The organism is Mesorhizobium calcicola (assembly GCF_042682105.1).
GTDB lineage: Bacteria > Pseudomonadota > Alphaproteobacteria > Rhizobiales > Rhizobiaceae > Mesorhizobium > Mesorhizobium calcicola.
On the sequence record NZ_JBHUGY010000027.1, the window covers coordinates 314,188 to 335,449 of the forward strand.

Below are 21,262 nucleotides of genomic sequence, written 5' to 3' on the forward strand. Positions count from 1 at the left end.
CTCAAAAAACCGTCAATTTATTAAGTTTTTGTGACACCCTATTAGCTTTACTGATATAGCGGGCAAACGGATGCGGAGGGCTCCGCAGCTATCGAGCTAGGGGCAAACGCGATGGAAGAAAGTTTGGGTCGAAACAGCAAGGCTGGATTCAGGTCTGCCCAGATTTTTCGGGAGATCATACGGACCGGTTCCACAAGGCGAGCGGCCAAAGAACTTGGCATCACCCAGTCGGCCGTAAGTCAGCATCTCAAACTGTTTGAAGACACTGTGGGCGAGGAACTGTTCGTGCGAGATCGCCGTGGCCTTATCCCAACCACACGCGCGATCGAGCTTTACAACCGGCTAGACAGATACTTCGAGACAGTAGGGCGGATTGAGAGGGAAATCACCGACAGTTTCCGCTCTAAGCAAAGCCGTCTAACGATTGCCGCACCTCATATATTCGCGTTAAAGCTTATCCCGCAAATCATTGATGCGCTCAACGATCTCGATCCATCTCTAGAGTTTCATTTCAGGGCACAGCGATACGATGAGATAGCACAAAGCATTGTGACCGGAGAGGCCGATATCGGAATATCCCGGCTGCCGTTAGACGGGCGTTTTTTCGAGTGGCAGATAGTGGCAGATAGCACAAGCGTCTGTGTATTGCATCCTGACCATCCCCTTGCCAGAAAAGACGTCATAACTCTGGATGGCATCTCAGACGAGCCGCTTATCGATCTAGAGAAAGAATACACTTCCAGCAAACTAGGCTCACTGGCGCACGGGCGGAGTGCCAAGATCTTCTCCGACACGATAGGCTTGGACGTTTCTTTTGTGGCCCACGGGATGGGCATCGCAATCGATAACGAATTCATTGCGCAGCAATATCAGATGTTTGATGTGAGGATCGTTCCTTTTCGACCCTCAGCAAATTACCACTACGTGGTATTTTGGCGCCGCAGCAGTGATAAGATCTCGCACCACTCGGCGATTGTGGAGACATTCGTGAAGGTGATAAAACGTGAACAATCATTGAGAATGAATGCGCTGTTAGCAGACGGACATACCGAAGCCGGGTTTCCGCGCGCCGGCTGAGAGAGCGTTTGCGAAATGGAACCGATCCTACGCGAGGTTCTGATAGTTGATCGGTTCACCACCCAGGCGTCGCCCCGAAAATCGCGGCTCATCTGCATAGGCTCCGCGACTGAGGAGTTTTCCGCTCTCCGTTCTCCGCAATACATTTCACAGCTAAATCACAAAGAAGAGGTGTGCTCAGACTTATTTGGCGTGAATAATTTCTTCTGACACTTCCGTCCGCAGCTTCGCACCCACGACAAGCGGCGGCCAAGAGCGGCGATAAATTGATCATAGCGCTCTGCCCCTCTTGCACGCGCCGCCACCTGTGCGCTTTCTGGTAGAGGGGTGGTCGAATTTAGCCAAAGCGGACGAACAGGGCGAGTGTTTCACTCGTCTGTCCTGCGCCGTGCCGCTAGGTCGAGGATGCCGCCACGCAGGAAGCAAGTCAGTTGCGTGTAACTCTAGACTAGCGGCCGATATGCTGCATGACTTCAGAATTCATCCGTTTCACTGGAATTGTCGACCCGCCGCGTCCGCATCTCAAACAGGGGACGGCTGATGTTCTATCGGCCGTCGTCCGTGACGACGAATTCTATGCTCGGCTCCTTCCGAAGAAGCGGCGGCCGTAAGGCAGCGCCGTCCGTTAGACAGGTGCAGCACGACTCAGGCGGCCGGCTGCTGACTTTCGACCGTCGGCTCGACCGCTGCGTCGGTTATCTCCGCATCCTGCTCGGCAGTGGCCGCCAGGGCAGCGTCGGCTGGTATCGGCGCCTTCCGCTCCGCCTCGGCGAGGCGCTCGATCCTGAGGGAATCCTTAAGGGCAGCCAGCGCCAGAACAAGCTTTTCCATCTCCACAACCGGGCGAACTGGCTCGTCGTCCAGCCGATGGTCGCGGCGGATCTGCTGGATCAATCGCTGGATCGCGTCCGCCTCTACGGAACCATCCAGTAGCGCCTCAACCTTCTCCAGTAGGTTCGAGACCTCCTCCCTGGCTGCTGTCCGGGGATGGTCGCGAACGAACAGCTGCTGTTCACGGTCGACCAGATGGCTCAGCCGGTCGCGTCCCGCCTCACCCTCCGCACGGCGGCGCAGCCGGTTCAAGTCCATGAAGACCCGACGCATGCGCTCCAGATACAGATCGATGGCATCGCAGTGTTCAGCGGTCCGCTCCTCGCACAGCCTGACCACGGCACGTGCGAAAGGCAGCTTTTCAATCCTCGTATCCTTCTCGGCCAGCATGGCTTCGAGCCTCTTGAAGAGACCGCCTACCTGGGCGCCGCATTCGAGGTCGCCGGCGGAAATCGTCGTCGGCTTGCCCGCTCGATACATCGCGAGCTCCTGAAGGCAGACGTTCGCGGCGGCGGCAGCTAGCGAAGCTGGGACCAGATCCTCGATCTCGGCGATGCCCTCGACGTCCTGCTCGATCTTTCCCAACTGCAGGACTAGGTCTGACGACAAGAGGCTGCTCAGTGGCTTGCGCTTCAGAGCCTTGACCGCGTCATCGCCGGCCGAATCGGAATCCACCAGCACGACGACCGGCGGCTTCTCCGCATCACGCCCGCGCACTAGGTGGACCATGTAAGGCACGTGGCTCGCCGACCCGCACGGCACGATCACGATACTATTCAGGTCGAGGGAGTCGTTCTCGCGCGCACCCAACTTCCGGATGGCTCGCGACGCTCCTGCCAAGAGCACCTGCTCCGTGATGCCCTCGACTAGCAGGTTAACCGACCCCACGAAGGCGGTCTCCCCGACATAGGAACCGAATGCGGAGCGCAGCGGCTCATAATGGTTCTGGGCGGCATTATCGACGACCAGCGTTCCATCGCGTCCACGCCCCTTCTCGAGAACGCGGATGCGCTCCGCGTGATTCTTGTCGATCAGGAATGGTGAGTGTGTCACGTAGACTACCTGGATGGCCGGGCGATCCGGCTGATCGTCCGTTAAGTCGCGCAGAACACGCATGAGGTCCTGCTGCGCTTCGGCGGACAGATACGTGTCAGGTTCGTCCATGAGCAGGATTCGCTCCTGCGATCCCGGTCGATGAGTCTGAGACTGGATTAGATATGATAGGAAGTATTTCAGACCGCTGCTGCGCTCCGCGAACGTGTATTCCGTCCCCGTGCGGTCGCGGATGGTGAAGACTAGGTCGTGCTCGCGCGGCGCCACGCGCAGCGAGAAGTCTCTGTCCTGGACCCACCAGCGGCGGAAATTCAGCGATCGCTCGAGCTGCTCGTTGATCCGCTCGACCAGCGCATTCGCGTATCCCTCTTGGCCGTCGGCGATCGCCTCTGCGAGTTCAGATATTGCCTCTGGGTCGATCCGTGCCAAATCCAGCAGAAGGCTGCGTGCCAAGCCGAGCGAGCGACCGTCCTCATCGACCTGCGGCGGGCGGCCAAGTTCCTGGACGAGCGGCTTCAGAATAGCGAAGATGCCGGATGCATTACTTTGAACCGAGGTGTGATCCGGGCCGATCAAACTGGCGAGCGGCTTCAACCCGTCGAGCAGCGACGCTCGCGCTCGACGGGAGGAATGCTCTCCCGTCGCACTTCCCGAAACGAGCCAACTGAACGGAACGCTGTCGGGCAAAGCAACGGACGAATGAATTCGATAGGGACTCGGAAGAATCGCCGTGAACTCCTTCGCGTCTACGACCTTGAGGGGATAGGCCAGCCACTCGTCACCGGCAGGGATCCATATGGTCAGATCGTCGGGCCCTTCGCGGAACATCATGAATTCGGTAGCCGCAGGCTCGGTCGCCCCGGTCACTTCCTTAATAGCCTCCCACTCCGCTGGGGTTACCTCAACCCAGGCCACGCCAAGGTGAGGCCAGCACCCCTCGTCTACAGTCACCCCGAAGAATTCGCAGTAGCGGCAGAGGTCGCGGCGGGCGAAGCCCTCGCCGGTAACTGCCTTTTCGATAGCGCTCAGAAGGTGACTCTTGCCTGACTCGTTCGCGCCGACGATTGTGGTCAGACGCTCGTCTATCCGCACCTCCACATAGGGAAACCACTGGCCGCGGAAATTCTCCCATTCACCTCGCGCCTTAGCGCCCGGCTTTGCCTTGCGGATCCGGTCAAAATTGAACGACTTATAGAAGCGCGCAAAGACCGTCGAAAGATGCATGCCTAGTCCCCCCCAATAGATCGGCGCAGACTGCCCGATGTTCTCTTCTTGTTCAACGCAGTTCGGACACGCGATCCCTCGGTCCAAGACTCTTCTCCGATTCTCATGTCTCCCAGTTCCGCCGTCGTCGAACGCTGGTCGCGAGTTGGGGCTGAGGTCTTCGCGGAGCGAGCCTGATTGGCGATCCAGCGTTAGCCGTCTCAACCTGAAATCGCGGCAACGTTTGCCGACGACTGATCCAATGCCAACCGCAATCGCTCGATTTCCGGGCGACTGTGTTCACGGGCGGCAAGAATCTGGGCCCTTGTCTGCTTGAGTTGCTCAAGACCGAGAACCAGGGCGCCCTGCAGCCGCTTGCGGTCGCCGAGAATATCCTGGTCAATCTGCGCGATATCGCGTGGATCGATCGCGCGTGAGGGATCGAAGACAAAGCGGGCTTCGACGGACCTTCGCCAATTCAACAACTTCTGCGCGGTTTTGGGTCCGAATCCGGGCACACTGTAGAGCTTGTTCCTCTCGACATCGAGCGCTGTTTCGACGCCATACGACTCCAGGACCTGTTTCTTGCCCGGTCCGATGCTCTCGATCTTTGCCGATGAGATTTCAAAGTTGTCCAGGAACCGGTGCAGTTGCGCCTGGCGGCGGTTGCGCTCGAGCTCCGAGATCCTGGCTACCCGTTTGGAAGGTAAGATGTCCCATTCGCGCCTGAGCCCGGCGAGCACCGTTTTTTGCCTGTCGAAGGCATCCGGCCCGGCCCTCTGCATCCACGGGGTTTGCGCGTTTTTCCACTGGGTGGCGGCCTCGCCGGCGATGCGCCGGTATTCCGCAGCCTCGCTGTCCCTGTTCAAGAAACCTCTCAACCCCAGAAAAACCCCCATGGCGATGCCCAGCACCCAGATCTGCGCCATCATTAAGCCAGCGACGCCGACCACTGCGGCCGCTATTCCTGCCCGGAAATTGGTGCGGCGCGCGTGCCCCTTGAGCTTCAAGGCGTTGGGATCTGGTGTCACATTCTTTTCGAGGACGGTCGGCACCGGCCCGGGGTGCGGGATGGCGTCCACCTGCCGCTGGAATCCGGCGATATCGAAAAGCGTAGCCCCGCCGGCGGGAACAACGGTTGAGAAGAGCGGGACGCCCGTGGCGCCTTCCATTTTGCACCAAGGGCACGGCGATGAGCCAAGTGACCAGTGGCTGGAATTGGCGGAGCACTGCTTGAGGTTCGCTTCAAGTTCCGCCAGGGCAGCCACCCATTCCCGGGCCACGGGCCTGCCAGCCGACGTTCCCCTTTGCGAGAAGGCATCCTCAAACATTTTTGCAAGTCGTGGGCCGACGATGGCGAGTTCGGGGGAACTCGGAGGCCTCGCCATTCCAACCGCGGCGGCGTTCGCCCCGTAGGGAAAGCGGTGCTCCTCGATCGCCTTCGAAATCGGCATGTCGCCGGTTCCCGCGTAGCGGCCGGCAAAGGGGTGTTTTCCCATGAACAGCAACAGGAAGGCCATCACGGCCAAACCGAAATTGTCGTGATTGGGCGTCCTCACGATGCCCGAAAACGATCTGCCCTGCAGCTCCGGCGGTGTGAAGGTCTCGATGCCCACCTCGCAAAGATATTGCTGTCCCAGATAGGAGACCTGGAAGCTGTCGCAGTCGATCAGGCGCACGGTAGCGTCCTGCGCCACGAGCACACCGCCGTGGTTCACATCGCCGATGACGCAGGCGTTATCGTGAACGGCCGCAAATGCTCTCGCGGTGTTTGCCGCTACACGTGTCAGAAATCGCCAATCGACCCGCTGAAAGTCGGTTCTGCGGCTTTTGGGGCTGTAGAGCTGATGGATGCTTTTGCGACCGCTGATCTTCGGCATGATCAGCCCGATGGGCTTGCTGTCCTTGGAGCAGACCAGCCCCGTCGGCCAGGCCGTCAGCTTTTCGAGTGAATCGGTCTTGATCTTGCCCATCGCACGGATCTTGTCGATCCTCTGCTGGTCGAGCGGCCGGTGGTAGATCTTGGCGACATGGTTCTTGTGTGCAGTTAGGTCGTAGACGGCGCCCTCGCCGCCCTGGCCGACGATTTCGCCAAGCTTGAGGGCTTCCCCTCGCAGAGTGAACACCTCGCGGACCTTGGCATTCATTTTGCGGCCATCATCGCTTCAGCTGGCGATCTCGTGGCCAGGATCAACGACTTGTCATCATCGGTCCTCTGGCAGATCTGCGGCGAAAGCAGATAAGCCTTCAGTCCATCCGACAGCGTAGAGTCCTCGCCCGCGACTGCCGATCGTCTGACCGCCGGGAACATCGTATCGAAGAAAGGCTGATGGACGCTGCGCGAAGCCTGGTGCAAGACGAGGTTCTCGATACCGTCCGAGAACAGCGCGACCTCGTCAATGCGCCGTGGCGCGAACTCGAATTCGAGGACATCCGCGACATTTGACGACGTGACGAAGTTGGTCGTGTTGGCAAACTCGCCGTGCTGCGGCCAGAACACGTAGGACCATCCGTCTTCACTGCCGTGCGAAACAACCATTGCGCCGTCGCCGACCTGGAAGAACACAGTGCTTGTAGGGCCGAGGATGGCAACCAGCAGCGTGCATGCATAATCGCGCACCTCATGACCGAGTGCGCGCGCATGAGCGGCGATGCGCTCGGCAATTTCGGTCACCCACGCCAACGCTTTTGGCCGGTCGATCTGATCGAGCGCACCGTTCTCTGTGAAGTGCACGAAAATGAGCTCCAGCAGGTTCTGCCCGGCCAGCCAAGACCCAACCTCCGAGTGCGCCGCACTGCCAGCGCCGTCGCAGACAGCGGCCGCGAGGATTGGACCTTCCCTGCCCTCGATCAGGGCATGGACCGAATTATCCTGACAGGGCTTGCCGGCCGTGACATGCGAAGTGCCGATGGCGCTAGCCGACGCTATGCGCCAAGACATCACACCTCAGCCCAACCTGCGGGAGATTGGAGCGCCACGGTCTGTCCGACCTGCGACTGCGAGACGCCTGACAGCGATGCGGAGAGCCATGAGAACAGCTCGCGGAATTTGAGGCCACTTAGCTTCAGCGGCTGGCGTGTGGAGAGCTTGGCAAGGATGTCCATGTTGGCACCCTCGACGCCAACGGCGAAGAACGAAAACGCCTTTGCTGCCTCGCCGGATTTGACCGCGTGTTCGGCAGCAACGATGCTGTCCGTGGGTGCGCCGTCCGTCATAAGAAAGACCCATGGGCGATAATAGGAGATGCCGTTCGCGCGGTATTCATCTTTGCGACGTCGCAACATCTCTAGGCCTTGCTCGATCGCCGCACCCATTGGGGTGTCGCCGCTGGTCACCAGCGTGCTGGGCGTAAACAGGTCAGCGGTCTGGAAAGGCGCGACGATATTGACCGGTCCGAAGGTGACGATCGCGACCTCGACGCGTTTCATCGCCAGGCTGTCGGCCGCGAGCTCGTCCTTAAAGGCGACAAGGCCCTGGTTCAGTGCGTCGATCGGCGCTCCGTTCATCGAATATGACGTGTCGAGCAGAAGGAGGCATGGACAGCGAGGTTCGGGGTTATCCGCGAACTCTGCAGCCCCAAACGGTATCTGATCAAACTGGTTGGACATTTTACTCGCCTTTTCCCCGAAATATCGCTTCCCGCAAGCCCGGGGCTCCCGGCATTCGACAGGTAGCGTCCAAAAATTATTGATACCGGGATTGCAAAGCGCGTCGATGCCCTTGCCCGCCCCAATTTTCAATCCCCTTCCCTATCTACAGATGCTCGGTTTCTGCTGTCAATTGACTTGAGATTTAGCCACCAAAAGTCGATTCGACTTTCGCGCACTGCTCTGTTTTGTATTGTGCAGGGAGGGTGAAATGGTCAGCCAACAACGGATCGGCTGGGGCATCGCGGTTTTCTGCGCTATCGGGTGGGCCATGTCGAGCATCGACGCCAGATCGCCACCCCCCCCGCCCCGCCAGCGGTCCCCGCGGCAACTACCTCCGCGGCGCCTCAGGCACAGCCGAACAAGAGCTCGATCGCCTATGCAAAGCCCGACGCGGTGGCTGCCCAGGAGCCCAACCCCACCACGTTGGTCCGCTGGCTGTACACCACCAAAAACGTCCGTGTCAGGGTCGCGCCTGAAACCGGGGCGCGTATCATCACCACGCTTCCGCTGGGCGACCTGGTCCAGACCAATGGTCAACAAGGTGACTGATACAATGTGAGGGTCTCTGCACGGATCGGATGGATCCATGGCGACTACCTCAGCGAGGCAAAGCCGGTCGATCTGACTTCGACCGCACCGCTCGCGCCAGCGGCTGTATCAGATGACGGCACCGTTTCGGAGCATGCTTCGGGCGATCCTGTCAGAGACCCCGTGGTCGGCATATGCGACTGCCCATACGACCTGATGCGCAATGGGCGTTTGTGCGGGGCCGGAGCGCTTACAGCAGGCCAGGCCGCAGAAGCCCGGTGTGCTACTGGTAGGAGGGCTGCGCCGCCAGCAGCGAGCGGTTGATCCACCCGAATGTGACTTTGTCCTTGCTGACCCGGGCCCAGCGACCATTGATTTCGACCACCGTCAGAGCGGTGCCGGCCGGCACCTGCCTCACCACGGTGCCGCCCATGGAAGGATCCGAACGGATATTCGCGGTCCTGGTCACGACTGCCGTTGGAAATTGCTCGCTTTGCGGCTGCTCGACCGCTGCCGAGGAACCCAGATCGGTTCCCGATGAAGTGCTTGGTGGTTTCTGATCACCAGTGGAGGTGGGCCAGCTATTGCCAATGGGAGCGTTCTGCTGAACCGGCGCTTTGGCTGCTTCCACAAATGGCGGCAGAATCGAAGGGCTGATGTCGCGGCTTGCCGGCGGCAGCGGTTGGGTCTGTCCTAGTTCCTGGCGGACGGTTCGGGGTGCCAATGTCAGGCTTGGCGCAGCGCCGGATTTTGTGTCGGAATTCTGGGCCATCAAGGCCGCCCCAACACCGACGACGCCGATAGCAACCAACGAGACTTGCGCCGCCCGGCTTCCCCTGGCGGCGTGGTAGATCAGGGCCACGAGTGCTGCGATCAATAAGCCCAGAAAAAGAGCTGATTTACCGCTGCGCTTGGAAGCATAGGACATGCCCGAACCGGGAAGACCAACCGTGCTCTGAATGCCGCCACGACCCATGTTCAACGTGGAGCCGGGCTTGCCAAAGGAGGCACTGCTGAGCCCTTTCCCGGTGACGTTCAGGCGAACGCCGGGAATAAGCCTCAATGACTTTCTGTATCTAAACCCCACTGCGCCCCCGCGCGTACTTTGAAGCGAACATTAGCGTTGGGGCACCTACGAAGCAACGTCCGTTTCATAGAACTCGAGGCCAAGCAGTCTATCGATTTGAAAGTCCCGTTCGCGCTTGGCTGGGTTCGTAGCAACGGCCTTCACTTTGGCCGGGCCTTTATCCTACGGCGTCCCGACGTCGATCTGCAGCACTGGAAGCAGTATGTCCTGCTGCGCAAGATATGATTTGAGGGTTTCCTGGAAACGCTCAATGTCTGGCAATACCTTGCGGCCTACACGGATGATTTCATCGCCCTTTGGCTCTTTCGCGAATACAACGTTGATCTTAAGATCCGCCAGGCGACGGTTCAACACGAGAAACCGATCGAGGGTGTTGTTCAGCCCGAAATCAATCGCTACGTCTTCTTCATGTCGCCTCAGTTTCCCGGAAACGAGCGCCGCCCGCAGTTCGAGCGTGCTGGCGTCGAGGTTTGGTTGGTCGATGTCTGACAATCGCGCAGCGTTTGACCTGGTCGAGTTCGAAGATCGGTGGGAGTGTTTTTAGCGGGCAGCTATTCTCTGAACACCGCCATCGGGCCGAAGACCAACAATCGTTATACGAGGCGGATAGATCCTGCGCATCGTCTCAGAAACCGAATGACACCACATAGCTTAACAGCTATATGGATACGGGGGAATCGTTGCTAATCGACGCTCTTTGTTCGCTCCGTTAAACGGAATGGTCCTAGCGTCGCGCGCTTCCCAGCAGCAACCGCGCCATTGGGCCAATGGGGAAGCATGATGGGGCGACACCTCGAAGACATTTCCGACCTGACCGCGGCACGGCAATCCGCGATCGAGCCGCATCGTGATGCGGTCCCGGAGGAGGTGGAGGGCCTGCGCGAGCTTCGGCAGATCGCTGGTAAGGGTCAGGCCGAGATCGCTTCCGCGCTCAACATCAAGCAGCCGTCCGTCTCGAAGATCGAGAACCAGGCGGACATGTATCTCTCGACGCTTAAAAGCTATGTCGAGGCTGTCGGCGGCAAACTCGAACTTGTCGTCAAGCTTCCCAAGCGCCCTGCCCTTCGCATCCACCAACTCGGCGAGGCGATTTCACAACCACGGACTGCTCCAAGCCGGCGCGCCGTAACCCGCGAGGCGAAGCCTCGCCATGGATGAATTGCAGCGCGCCATCTACGTCCTCCACTTCCGGCTGGCCTTCCACACCAAGCAAGGCATCACGTTCCAGGATTGGTTCGTTCAGCTCGCAGGCCATGCCTTTGGCGCGGACTTTGAAGAGGTGCGCCCCTACGGCGCCCAAGGCGATCTCAAAAGCGACGGCCGCCGCGTCAGTACGCGAGCGGTGTTCCAGTGCTATGCCCCCAAGCAGATGACGGACACCAAGTTGATCGCCAAAATCGACGAGGATTTCCATGGTGCCCTCGCCCACTGGGGCGACCAGATGAGCGAATGGATCTTCGTCCACAATGACGGCGACGGCCTCCCTCCGAAGGTGGTCCAGCATATCGACGCGCTTCGCGCCGGCCATCCCGATATCAACATCGAGACCTGGTCCGAGCCGGAACTGCATGCGCTTGTCTTCACACTGGCCCTTCCCGCCATGCAGGCATTGTTCGGCTACGCGCCCTCGATCGCCGTTCTCGACCACCTTGTCCTGAGCGACATCGTCCCGATCATCGACGCGCTCGCCCGGCAGGAGCCCAATCCCAATCCGCCTCTGACGCCGCCCTCTCTTGAGAAGTTGAAGAAGAATGAACTGTCGGACGACAGCGCGGTACTGCTTCAAATGGGCCGTCGCAAGAGCGCGCTCGTCGATACATTTTTCAGCAAGAGCGCGCGGCCTGATCTCGGCGAGCGGATTGCCGAGGCGTTCCGCACGCGATACGCCGAACTCAAAAGCCTGGAGCTCCCGGCGGATTCAATCTTCGGCTACCTGCAGGACTATGCTGGCATGAACGGCGAGCCCAAGCGTCAGGGCGCTGCACTCGCGGTCCTCGCTTATTTCTTCGACAGCTGCGACATCTTCGAAGACCCGGCCGTCCTCGTGGAGGCGTTATGATCCTCCCGACGAAACATGTGCGTCCCGAACGCGCCCTCATCGGTGTCGGTGCCGAAGTGCTAGAGATACTGAAGCGGCCGATGACCATGTCCCGACTCTGGGACGAATTGCGCGGCCGCCGGTCACTGCATACCCCGAACGCGCCGATCGACTATCAGTGGTTCATCCTGTCGCTCGATCTGCTCTTCACGATCGGCGCCGTCGACTATGATCGCGGCCTGGTGCGGAGGTCCGCATCATGATCCGGCGTTTCAGCAGCGATCTCGCGTCCTTCAAGGCCCTGACCTTCAAGCCGGGCCTCAACATCCTGCTTGCCGACAAGAGCGCTGGCGCCAGTGATCGCCAGTCCCGCAACGGCGCGGGCAAGACCAGCTTCGTCGAGTTGGTACATTTCCTGTTCGGTGCGGAAGCCCGCAAGGAGAGCATCTTCCGCTCCCCGGAGCTGGTCGATTGGACCTTCGATGCCGCGGTCGACATCGCCGGCCAGGCGGTGTCTGCCGCCCGCAGCGGTGCAAGACCGAGCCGCATCATGATCAATGGTGACGTCGAGGGCTGGCCTGTCCCGCCGCAGTTCAACCGCGAGGCGGGCCTATATGAGCTCTCCAATGAGAACTGGAAGGCCAATCTCGGCGCCCTGTGGTTCGGCCTGCCCGTCACCACCGGGGACGAAGCCGAGCGTTTCCAGCCATCGTTCCGATCGCTGTTCTCCTATTTCGCGCGCCGCCAGCTCAATGGCGGCTTCCAGCGGCCGATGCAGCATGCGACCGTCCAGCCGCCGTGGAACCAGCAGGTGTCGATCTGCTACCTGCTTGGCCTCGACTGGACCATTCCGGGCAAATTCCAGGAATTGCGCGGGCAGGAAAAGGTCGCTCAGGAGCTGAGAAAAGCCGCCAAGGGCGGCGATCTCGGGCGGTTCTTCGGGCGCGCGGCGGACCTGCGCACCAGACTCACCGTTGCTGAGGCCCGCACTATCCGGCTGCGGCAGCAGCTCATCAATTTCGAGGTCGTGCCCGAATACAAGGAGCTTGAGCGCGAAGCCAATGAGATCACGCGCGAGATCGACGGACTGAATGTCGAGAACGTGGTTGATGGCGACCTGCTCCAGCAGCTTCGCGCCTCCCTCAACGACGAGGCCGCGCCGGATCTCGGCGATGTCACGAAGCTCTATGCTGAAGCCGGGGTGGTGCTCTCCGACATGGTGCGTCGCCGTTTCGATGAAGTGGAGCGGTTCCACCGGACGATCATTGAAAACCGGCGCGCGCATCTCAGTGCCGAGATCGCTTCGGCCGAAACGCGCATCGCAGAACGCGACCGGCGCACGATCGAACGTGATCGCCGGCGTCGCCAGATCATGACGGTTCTTCGCTCCGGCGGCGCCCTCGAGCACTATACCAGCCTGCGCGAGGAAGCTGGCCGCGCCGAAGCAGAGGTCGAGGGCCTCCGCCAACGCCTTGAGACCGCGGAACGCATCGAGAGCACCAAGGCCGAGCTCGACATAGAGCGCGCCAATCTTACCAAGGCGCTGCGCGACGACATCCACGAGCGCAGCGATATCATCCGCGAGGCGATCCTCGCGTTCGAGGCGCTATCCGAGTCGCTTTATGAGAAGGCCGGGAGCCTGACCATTTCCGAGACTGGGAGCGGCCCGCAGTTTGATGTCCATATCGAAGGGCAGCGCAGCAAGGGCATCACGAACATGCAGATATTCTGCTTCGATCTGATGCTGACCGAGATCAGCCTGCGGCTAGGCCGCGGCCCAGGCTTCCTGTTGCACGACAGCCATCTCTTCGACGGCGTCGACGAGCGCCAGGTCGCCAAAGCGCTTCAACTTGGCGCTGAGCGCGCTGAGGCGGCGGGCTTTCAATACATCGTCACCATGAATTCCGACGCCCTCCCCAAGGAAGGATTCCAACGCGGCTTCAACGTCCAGGACCATGTCATGGACCCCAAGCTCACGGATGCGACCGATACCGGCGGATTGTTCGGCTTGCGCTTCAACTAGACCGCCTCTTCTCCAGAAGCCGGTCGCCGAACACGAATGCCTGTGCCATGACCGGAATCGATGACGACGACGTCCCCTGGGCTGATCCTGCGATCCGGACCGACTATGAAGCGGCTCTCGGCCGCTTCATCCTCGCCTTCAACGAGGTCGATTATTATCTGAGCCAGATCATCGCCTGGGAGCTTGGGGAGAGAAAGTCCCAACACCTACGCTCCTCACTGACGGCAGGCCCCTTTGCGGCGCGGTTGGATACGCTTGAAGCACTGTCGACCACGTCCAGGCTGGGAGGAGTAGCGACTCTGCCGATGAGCCGCCTGCGGTCGCTGAACGCTGACCGGAACCGCCTCGCCCACGGCCATTTTGACCAGAACCCGTTCGACGGTTCCTACAACGTCGTGCTGGCCGCAAAGGCGCATGAATATCCTATCAAACGCATATCTGCCTTGGCAAACGAGCTTGCCACGATCGCCGAGAAGTTTCGCCAAGCCTATCTGGCCCATCATTTCGACGACCCGGACGAGGTAGGGACTGAATGATCACTCGTCGCCCCAGTGACATTTTCAACAATCTTCGATGAGGTCGACGACGCGCCATGTTCATTGAACGCCTGACACTTTCCAATTTCCGTTGTTTCGGGCCTGCCCCGCTCACCATCGATCTCACGCCCGGCCTGACGGCCTTCGTCGGCGTCAACGGCGCGGGCAAGACGGCCGTCATGCAGGCCCTTCAACGCCTATTCGGAATTACCGGCGACCATCGCCGACTGCGGCGTCAGGATTTTCATATTCCGTCCGTCGAAATCGCCGCGCCCCTGCAACGGAGCTTCGTACTGGAAGCGATCGTGGCCTTCCCCGAACTCGATGCCGCCGGTGCGGGCGGAGCAGCAATCCCAGAATTCTTCCACCAGATGGCCGCCGACGAGGCCGGTAGGCTGAAATGCCGCCTGCGCCTCGAGGCGACATGGACGGATGACGGATCGCTCGACGGAACGATCGAGCAGAAATACTGGGCGATCCGGACTTTCGGCGCCTACACCGAAGCAGACTGTACAGAGCTGAAGGCGACCGATCGCGCCCGCATCCAGATGATCTACGTCCCGGCGACGCGCGATGGCGCCTCTCAGGTCACGGCCTTCCTGCGCGGCAGGCTCTGGCGCGCGATCAACTGGTCGCAGGGGGTTCGGGACACGTTTACCGATGCAGGCACGACGCTCAACGGCGCTTTCGCGGGCGAGCCCGCCGTGGATATCATTGCCGCGGCCGTCAGACGGCGCTGGCAGGAGGTTCATACGGCGGGGACCGACACGACGCCGCTCTTCCGCCCGATCGACCTGCGCTTCCAGGAATTCATCCGCAAGGTCGAAGTGGTGTTCCGCCCCGACGAGGCAGGCCGGGAACGCGCCCTCGATGACCTGAGTGATGGTCAACGGTCGCTCTTCCACCTGGCGATGACAGCGGCGATCCTCGATGTCGAGGCCGGGATTGTCGCCGATCCCGCCGCAGCGGGCTTTCAGGACGACGGCGTGCCGCTGCCGGCACTGACCCTCATCGCGGTGGAGGAGCCCGAAAACAATCTCGCGCCCTTCTATCTCTCCCGAATTGTTCGCCAGATCAAAGATCTGACGCGAGGACCGCGCGCCCAGGCCGTCGTCTCCAGTCACTCACCGAGCATTCTCGCCAGAGTCGATCCGACCGAGGTCAGGCATTTCCGGCTCAACCCGGCTGATCGCACTGCACGAGTGCGGCCAATCAGCCTGCCACCCGGTGAGGAGGAAGCGTCCAAGTTCGTCCGGGAAGCAGTGCGGACCTACCCCGAGCTTTATTTCGCGCGCTTTGTCGTGCTCGGCGAAGGCGCGTCCGAAGAGGTCGTTCTGCCGCGTCTTGCTGAGGCTATGGGCTTGGAGATCGACCGTTCCTTCGTCGCGGTGGTTCCGTTGGGCGGCCGGCATGTGAACCACCTCTGGCGGCTGCTGACCGACCTCGATATCCCCTACGCGACCCTGCTCGATCTCGACTGGGGTCGTTCCGGCGGCGGGTGGGGGCGCATAAAGACGACTTGCACGCAGTTGCTCGCCAATGGCGTTCAACCGGCGCAGTTGTTCGGTCCTCACCTGAACGCAGCAGGCACCGTTGTGGTCAACGTCGAGGGCTTCGATGCGCTGGCCCCTGACAATATCGCTGGCCTCAACCAGTGGATGGGCTGGCTGAATCAATTCAACGTCTACTTTTGTACCCCTCTCGATCTAGACTATTCCATGCTTCAGACCTTCCCGGCCGCCTATCAGGTCATTGAGCCGGGTCGGCAGGGTCCATCGCCATTGGGCGATCCGCGCACGGCAGTTCTAGGTGACGACGGTCTGCCGCACCTCTATGGCCCACCCCAGGATGCCTTCCTGCGCTGGTATCGTTATCTGTTTCTCGGGCGGGGCAAACCAAGCACCCATGTCCGCGTCCTGAGCAATCAGGATTCTGCCGTTCTCGCCGCAGGCGCACCACCGGAAATCCGAGCTCTCCTGACCTCGATCGTCGCCCGCCTCACGCCCGCGGCTCCGGCAGGTGCCTGATCATGCCTCTTGTTCGTCCGGACGACTGGCGCCCGCGTGGCATCGACGATCTCGAACCCGCAGCGTGGAATGCGCTCCGGCACGGCGGTTCGGCATGCGTGGTGGCTGGGCCTGGCGCCGGCAAGACCGAATTTCTGGCCCAACGCGCGGTCTATCTCCTCGAAACCGGGATCTGCCATGCGCCGCATCGCGTACTGGCGATCTCATTCAAGACTGACGCCGCCAGCAATCTTGCTGCGCGCGTTCGCCAGCGCTGCCCTCCCGAGCTCGCCAACCGCTTCGTGTCGCTCACCTTCGATTCGTTCTGCAAGAGCCTGGTCGACCGGTTTCTCAACGCCGTCCCGGCCGATTGCCGCCCCACCCGACCCTATGACATCGCCTTTCCCAAGCGGTGGCAGGTCGATCAGTTCCTGACGCTGGCGCGCCTCAACGCGCCGCAGGAATGGCAGGCCGACATCGCTGCCTTCAGTGCAACGGATTTCGAAGCGCGGGTGGTCGGCGGCTATCGACTTCCGCTCGCGCCTCAGGCACCGCAAAGCGCAGCAGAGTTCACCATCGCCCGATGGTGGGCGACGCAGTTGCGGCCTGGCCATCCCTCCTCGCTGACTTTTGTCAGCATCAACCGTCTCGCCGAGCTCCTTCTCCGCGCCAATCCGCATATCCGCAACGCGCTGGTCGCCACCTACCCCTTCGTCTTCGTCGACGAATTCCAGGACACGACTTTCGCGCAATACGACTTCCTGCTCTCGGCCTTCTCCGGTGGACAGACCATCGTCACAGGTGTCGGCGACGACAAGCAGCGGATCATGATATTCGCCGGCGCTCGAAGGGATGCGTTTCAGCGGCTTGAAGCCGATTTCGGTGCAGCCCGTTTCCCTCTGCTTTTCAATTTCCGATCGTCGCCCGATCTCGTTGCCATCCAGCATGTCGTCGCGCGCGCGCTCGATCCGAATGCCGCTCAGACAGTTGCCCGTGCGGCGCGCCAGGTCGATGGCGACGTGGCGCAAGTCTGGCGCAGCCAGACCAAAGCCGCCGAAGCCGCGCATCTCGCCCAATGGCTCGCCAATGACATGGGGACCCGTGGACGATCGCCGCGAGACTATGCGCTCCTCGTCAAGCAAAAATCCGATGATTACGAGCACGAGCTCGCATCACCGTTCGCTGCCCATGGCCTGCGCATCCGCAACGAGAGCCACGCTCTTGGGAAAACCTCGCTTCAGGATCTCCTCTCCGACGACCTCTGTCGCCTCGCGATCGCAATGTTTCGCCTCGGAGCGACACGCCGCGCGCCTGCGGCCTGGCAGTTGGTCTCGTCCAAAGTTCTGGCGCTCCGGGCGGTCGTAGCCGACGACGACATCGGCGCGGCGAAGGTCGAGGCAGACCTGACCGCCTTCCTTGCCGCGCTTCGCGCCGATATGGCGGCGACAGCTCCATCCCGGAATAGCGCCGCTGACTTCGCGACGCGAGTCTTTGAATATCTCGACCTGGCAGCCATCGCCCGAACCTATACCGAATACGGTGTCGGTGACCTCCTCCAAATCATCCTTGAGGCCTTCTGCCTGCATTTCTTCGCGTCGGCCGATGGCGCCGCCGACTGGACCGCCTGTCTGGACGCCTTCGAGGGCGTCAACCAGATCCCGATGATGACCGTGCACAAAAGCAAGGGATTGGAATATGACACGATCGTCTTCGTTGGCCTTGATGACCAAGCCTGGTGGGCACATGTTCCCGGAGATCCCGAGGGAGTAGCGGCCTTCTTCGTCGCCCTCTCGCGCGCCAAGCAGCGCGCCATCTTCGCGTTCTGCCAGGAGCGCGGTGCGCGCAACAATGTCGCCGAGCTCTACCAGCTCCTCACCGACGCCGGCGTGCCGGAGATCGCTATATGAGCGCGGAACCCAATCTCGGCGAGCGCCTAGCTGAATACCTCAAGACGCGCTCCACTCATGAGCAGATGCCGATCGTCGCGGCCGTCGCCGGCATCACGGTCCCGCCGCAGGAGGACAATATCAGCAAGCGCGATCGGGCGCGGATCGGCCTTCAAGGAAAGACCGAGTACGAGCTCGGCGAGATCGCGCGCAAGCTCGGGGCGCATTTCGGGGATTTCGGCCTGGAAGAGGCGGGCTGGGCCGTTCTGGAAAGGGATTGCCCCCGGATCACGGAGATCACCCGGCGCGATGTCGCCAAATGCTTCGGTGACGACCTGTCCGGCGAGCAGAGCGTTGTCGAGCTTGTCAAGCGTCTGTTCCCCATGGGCCTCGTCGGCACCAGCTTTTTCTCGGCCCGACCCCTCGCGGACGAGATCGACCAGCACATGGTCCGCAACTTCGGTGACTGGAGCGTCGAATTTCTCTTCGAGCAGATCGGCGCCCTCACATGCTCCCGCGACCGCTTCGCCCGCCTGATCGAGGCCGCGCTTCATCCCCTCGGGCGACGTGGACCCGGACAGGTCGATCTCGTCACCTCGATCAACGCCGTACTGCGGCGCGACGGATATGAGCTGAAGGTCGACGGCGAGGAATCCGGCTATCCGCTCTATCGTCTCGCGCCGATCGCCCGTGGCGTGGTCGGCGCCCCCAAAAATCTGATCTTCGCCTCCAATGGCCCAAAGCCCGAGATCGGCGTCTCCGACGCCATCAACAACGACATCGTCATCCTCTCCAATGCCGCGAGCTGCCTGGTCTATGATCGCCCCATACGGCGCGACGGCCTCCTTTGGAGCGAACTGGTTGATTGGTGGCGGTCGCAGGATCCGGCATCCGACGAACCCGCCCGCGCGCTCGGCGAGCGATTGCACGCCTCGCTCGCCTCGGATGCCGAACGCACCCTCTTCAGTACCTATTTCAAGATCTACCGGCCACGCCTCGGCGACGCGCTGCCGGCGCTCATCCCGCAGGTCTATCTTCACTACGATCCCGCCGTGGTGAAGCTTCTCCGGCATCGCTCCGGGCTACGCCGGCAGCGCATGGATTTCCTGTTGCTGCTCCCCGGCCATCAGCGTGTCGTCATCGAAGTGGATGGGTCGCAGCATTTCAGCGCCGAAGGGAAACCCTCGCTCACCCTTTATGCGGACATGGTCTCGGCCGATCGCGATCTTCGTCTGGCTGGCTACGAGATCTATCGCTTTGGATCCAACGAACTCGCCGGCGCCAATGCGCCGGCCGAAATCGAAGGCTTCTTCGATCGTCTCTGGGCACTCCACAAACCAATGCCACACAAATCCTGATGCCGACCGCAGGGGCGGTTCGAACGGATGTCATGGACGAAACGAGTCCTTTCGGCTTGGCCGTGAAGGAACTACAGAAGCCCCGCGTTCGGGTTCTCGTCGGAACCGATGCGAAGTCAAGCAAGGCGACAGGAGCAATCCTGCGGACGCACCGTCGATATTGATCGCCTGCGATAAGATCCGACTATAGAGTGGCTAAACAGGCGATTCAGCCGACGGTTACATTTAACTCGTGTCCGAAGTCTCCGCGCCATTATCATCCGTCGCGTCTTCTCCGTCGCGATCAAATTGGGACCCTGGAAAATCGCCGGCCAACAGCCTTTCCTTGCTGAGCAACCCGGCATCCTCGAGCTGCTCCATGTCTGGCAGATCGCGCAAGGTCTCGAACCCGAACTGCGACAGGAACGCCGGCGTGGTGACGAAGGTGTAAGGCGCGCCGGGCGTCGGGCTGCGCGGACCCGAGGCGATGAAGCCGAGTGAGCGGAGCGTTCCGATCAAATCGCGGAGAACCGATCCGCGTTCTCTCCGAAGTCTCGATTTCGTGCGCTCGCGCGGCGACAACAGACGACATCCTGCACGTCGCGCAAGCCAGTATCACGTGACATCGGCATATCCCGCGCGCTTGGCCTGACGCACTGCTGGATCGAGCGCCGCATGCCCAGACAGGCTATGGCGGCACATCGAGCCGGAGCGCTTACGTGCGGACCACCACGTCACCTCGATGCCTCCTTGCGGCGGCCGTGCGGGAAAGCCTGAAGAACGAAACTGGGCCAAGCAGCCGCAAAGCCGCGACAAGACGAGCATCCCGGAGAAACAAACAGAACGGGGAATGATATGACGACAAGATCACGACTGGACCAGCGCAGACGATGCTATCGGTCGAAACGCTCATTCGTCGTCGTGGTGTGCGCGTCATTATCTCCTTTCGTTTCCGCCGCGAACTTCTCTAAGATGCTGTGCGGCTGCGCGCGCTGGTTTGCCGCGGGCAGCGTGATGCTCCGGCCGTGTCCACCAATGGCCGTCGCCGCACACCGGTTTCGCGGGAGTCAAGCCGCCGGTGTGCTGGTCGTCCTCGACGCCGACACGCTCGATCCAGGCCAAGTGCGTCGCTCTCTCCACCGCTATGTCCGCTGCTGCTCGCTCTACAACCGCCTGACGCTTTCCTCGACAAGATGGCGTCACGCAGATGGAGCTGGCGCGAGAGCTTCGACAGTCAGGCCGCCAAGACCTGAGGGTGAGCTGCGCAGGGCGTCACCTTGCCATGACGGCAAGGGACTCACCGCCGACGACGTCGTCGTCGTCGCTGAAGCGCCATCTCGACAACTCGTTGTTCGCAAGGTTGCCAAGTCGCCGCGCAGATTGACTGGCTTCAAGCGGTCGACAAGTCGACCGTGGAGATCACGCCGCGACGAATGCCGACCTGCCGACGTGCTGATCCCGGCCTTCGCGCTTTACCAGCGCGGCTTCATGGGCGAGGGACTGTCATTCCTGTCGGCGGCGATCATCGTCGTTTCCAGTGCCATCTACTATGCCGACACCGGCATGAAGACGAAGGAGAATTTCTTCAAGGGATTCCCCGTCGTCTGGAACATGGTGGTTTTCACGCTGTTCGTCATCGAACCGGGACAGTGGGTTTCGTTCGCGGTGGTGGTGGTGGCCGGCATTCTGACTTTCGTGCCGATCAACTTCATCCATCCGGTGCGGGTGGTGCGGCTGCGGCGCATCAATCTCGCGATGACGCTTTTGTGGTGCGCTTTCGGCGCGCTGGCGCTGGCGCAGGCGGCACTCGCCGCCTTCTATGATCAGATCGGCGTGCTGGGCGAGCAGGTCGGCACCTTCACCAAGATCGGCATCACCATTACCGGGCTCTATCTTGCCAGCATCGGTGGCATCATGCAGTTCTTTCCAAATCTCGGTGCCAAGAAGGCCTGATCAGCTACTCCTCAAGGAAGCCCAGCCCATGTCCAAAGCGATCCGCATCCACG

16 protein-coding genes and 2 pseudogenes are annotated in these 21,262 nt (G+C 61.0%); 11 read left to right on the forward strand and 7 right to left on the reverse strand.

Annotated features, from left to right (window positions below; all coding sequences use genetic code 11):
* Positions 1-111: 111 nt before the first annotated feature.
* A complete protein-coding gene (locus tag ACFSQT_RS18345; protein WP_379020893.1) occupies positions 112-1,077 on the forward strand; it encodes a LysR family transcriptional regulator in 966 nt (321 codons plus the stop codon).
* Positions 1,078-1,722: 645 nt separating this feature from the next.
* On the opposite strand, the gene ACFSQT_RS18350 is transcribed toward ACFSQT_RS18345, so the two are convergent.
* From ACFSQT_RS18350 to ACFSQT_RS18375, 6 genes are all read right to left on the reverse strand, one after another.
* Positions 1,723-4,185, reverse strand: a complete 2,463-nt coding sequence (locus tag ACFSQT_RS18350) for an AAA family ATPase (RefSeq protein ID WP_379020895.1) — start codon at positions 4,183-4,185, stop codon at positions 1,723-1,725.
* Positions 4,186-4,385: 200 nt separating this feature from the next.
* Positions 4,386-6,311 (reverse strand): helix-hairpin-helix domain-containing protein, encoded by a 1,926-nt coding sequence (locus ACFSQT_RS18355; RefSeq protein WP_379020897.1) that lies wholly within the window; start codon positions 6,309-6,311, stop codon positions 4,386-4,388.
* On the reverse strand, positions 6,308-7,105 hold the full coding sequence (locus ACFSQT_RS18360) for a PP2C family serine/threonine-protein phosphatase (RefSeq protein WP_379020899.1): 798 nt from the start codon (positions 7,103-7,105) through the stop codon (positions 6,308-6,310). Before ACFSQT_RS18360 ends, ACFSQT_RS18355 begins: the two co-directional genes overlap by 4 nt.
* The gene (locus tag ACFSQT_RS18365; protein WP_023722599.1) at positions 7,105-7,773 is read right to left on the reverse strand and encodes a vWA domain-containing protein; all 669 of its coding nucleotides are present in this window, start codon (positions 7,771-7,773) and stop codon (positions 7,105-7,107) included. The genes ACFSQT_RS18360 and ACFSQT_RS18365 overlap by 1 nt, the downstream gene beginning before the upstream one ends.
* 853 nt (positions 7,774-8,626) lie before the next feature.
* A complete protein-coding gene (locus tag ACFSQT_RS18370; protein ID WP_379020901.1) occupies positions 8,627-9,430 on the reverse strand; it encodes a DUF4236 domain-containing protein in 804 nt (267 codons plus the stop codon).
* A gap of 162 nt (positions 9,431-9,592) precedes the next feature.
* Positions 9,593-9,922, reverse strand: a complete 330-nt coding sequence (locus ACFSQT_RS18375; RefSeq protein ID WP_379020903.1) for a hypothetical protein — start codon at positions 9,920-9,922, stop codon at positions 9,593-9,595.
* Positions 9,923-10,210: 288 nt separating this feature from the next.
* On the opposite strand from ACFSQT_RS18375, the gene ACFSQT_RS18380 reads away from it, so the two are divergent.
* The 8 genes from ACFSQT_RS18380 to ACFSQT_RS18415 are packed head-to-tail and all read left to right on the forward strand — an operon-like array spanning position 10,211 to position 19,277.
* Positions 10,211-10,588, forward strand: a complete 378-nt coding sequence (locus ACFSQT_RS18380) for a helix-turn-helix domain-containing protein (protein ID WP_379020905.1) — start codon at positions 10,211-10,213, stop codon at positions 10,586-10,588.
* 1 nt (position 10,589) lies between these two features.
* Positions 10,590-11,489: an ABC-three component system protein gene (locus ACFSQT_RS18385; RefSeq protein WP_379020907.1), complete on the forward strand. Its 900-nt coding sequence runs from the start codon at positions 10,590-10,592 to the stop codon at positions 11,487-11,489.
* Positions 11,486-11,731, forward strand: a complete 246-nt coding sequence (locus ACFSQT_RS18390) for an ABC-three component system middle component 6 (protein ID WP_379020909.1) — start codon at positions 11,486-11,488, stop codon at positions 11,729-11,731. The genes ACFSQT_RS18385 and ACFSQT_RS18390 overlap by 4 nt, the downstream gene beginning before the upstream one ends.
* On the forward strand, positions 11,728-13,491 hold the full coding sequence (locus ACFSQT_RS18395; protein ID WP_379020911.1) for an ABC-three component system protein: 1,764 nt from the start codon (positions 11,728-11,730) through the stop codon (positions 13,489-13,491). The genes ACFSQT_RS18390 and ACFSQT_RS18395 overlap by 4 nt, the downstream gene beginning before the upstream one ends.
* A gap of 47 nt (positions 13,492-13,538) precedes the next feature.
* Positions 13,539-14,027: a hypothetical protein gene (locus ACFSQT_RS18400; protein ID WP_379020913.1), complete on the forward strand. Its 489-nt coding sequence runs from the start codon at positions 13,539-13,541 to the stop codon at positions 14,025-14,027.
* A 56-nt stretch (positions 14,028-14,083) separates the two neighbouring features.
* On the forward strand, positions 14,084-16,054 hold the full coding sequence (locus ACFSQT_RS18405) for an ATP-dependent nuclease (RefSeq protein ID WP_379020915.1): 1,971 nt from the start codon (positions 14,084-14,086) through the stop codon (positions 16,052-16,054).
* A gap of 2 nt (positions 16,055-16,056) precedes the next feature.
* Positions 16,057-17,940 (forward strand): UvrD-helicase domain-containing protein, encoded by a 1,884-nt coding sequence (locus ACFSQT_RS18410; protein WP_379020917.1) that lies wholly within the window; start codon positions 16,057-16,059, stop codon positions 17,938-17,940.
* Entirely contained in the window at positions 17,937-19,277 is a 1,341-nt protein-coding gene (locus ACFSQT_RS18415; RefSeq protein ID WP_379019619.1) for an AbiJ-related protein, read from the forward strand. The genes ACFSQT_RS18410 and ACFSQT_RS18415 overlap by 4 nt, the downstream gene beginning before the upstream one ends.
* A gap of 225 nt (positions 19,278-19,502) precedes the next feature.
* On the opposite strand, the pseudogene ACFSQT_RS18420 reads toward ACFSQT_RS18415, so the two are convergent.
* Positions 19,503-19,787: pseudogene (locus ACFSQT_RS18420) on the reverse strand (SMC-Scp complex subunit ScpB); the annotation flags it as partial.
* A 53-nt stretch (positions 19,788-19,840) separates the two neighbouring features.
* Between ACFSQT_RS18420 and ACFSQT_RS18425 the strand changes: the two are divergent.
* Positions 19,841-20,001 (forward strand): annotated as a pseudogene (locus tag ACFSQT_RS18425) (HAD-IA family hydrolase); the annotation flags it as partial.
* Positions 20,002-20,291: 290 nt separating this feature from the next.
* A complete protein-coding gene (locus ACFSQT_RS18430; RefSeq protein WP_379020919.1) occupies positions 20,292-21,209 on the forward strand; it encodes a CDP-alcohol phosphatidyltransferase family protein in 918 nt (305 codons plus the stop codon).
* Positions 21,210-21,262 lie beyond the last annotated feature (53 nt).

What these genes read in the sequence shown, in the direction of transcription:
- ACFSQT_RS18345 (WP_379020893.1), top strand. Translation starts at nt 112, where the DNA reads ATGGAAGAAAGTTTGGGTCGAAACAGCAAGGCTGGATTCAGGTCTGCC.
- ACFSQT_RS18350 (WP_379020895.1), bottom strand. Translation starts at nt 4,185, where the DNA reads ATGCATCTTTCGACGGTCTTTGCGCGCTTCTATAAGTCGTTCAATTTT.
- ACFSQT_RS18355 (WP_379020897.1), bottom strand. Translation starts at nt 6,311, where the DNA reads ATGAATGCCAAGGTCCGCGAGGTGTTCACTCTGCGAGGGGAAGCCCTC.
- ACFSQT_RS18360 (WP_379020899.1), bottom strand. Translation starts at nt 7,105, where the DNA reads ATGTCTTGGCGCATAGCGTCGGCTAGCGCCATCGGCACTTCGCATGTC.
- ACFSQT_RS18365 (WP_023722599.1), bottom strand. Translation starts at nt 7,773, where the DNA reads ATGTCCAACCAGTTTGATCAGATACCGTTTGGGGCTGCAGAGTTCGCG.
- ACFSQT_RS18380 (WP_379020905.1), top strand. Translation starts at nt 10,211, where the DNA reads ATGGGGCGACACCTCGAAGACATTTCCGACCTGACCGCGGCACGGCAA.
- ACFSQT_RS18390 (WP_379020909.1), top strand. Translation starts at nt 11,486, where the DNA reads ATGATCCTCCCGACGAAACATGTGCGTCCCGAACGCGCCCTCATCGGT.
- ACFSQT_RS18395 (WP_379020911.1), top strand. Translation starts at nt 11,728, where the DNA reads ATGATCCGGCGTTTCAGCAGCGATCTCGCGTCCTTCAAGGCCCTGACC.
- ACFSQT_RS18400 (WP_379020913.1), top strand. Translation starts at nt 13,539, where the DNA reads ATGACCGGAATCGATGACGACGACGTCCCCTGGGCTGATCCTGCGATC.
- ACFSQT_RS18405 (WP_379020915.1), top strand. Translation starts at nt 14,084, where the DNA reads ATGTTCATTGAACGCCTGACACTTTCCAATTTCCGTTGTTTCGGGCCT.
- ACFSQT_RS18410 (WP_379020917.1), top strand. Translation starts at nt 16,057, where the DNA reads ATGCCTCTTGTTCGTCCGGACGACTGGCGCCCGCGTGGCATCGACGAT.
- ACFSQT_RS18415 (WP_379019619.1), top strand. Translation starts at nt 17,937, where the DNA reads ATGAGCGCGGAACCCAATCTCGGCGAGCGCCTAGCTGAATACCTCAAG.
- ACFSQT_RS18430 (WP_379020919.1), top strand. Translation starts at nt 20,292, where the DNA reads ATGGCCGTCGCCGCACACCGGTTTCGCGGGAGTCAAGCCGCCGGTGTG.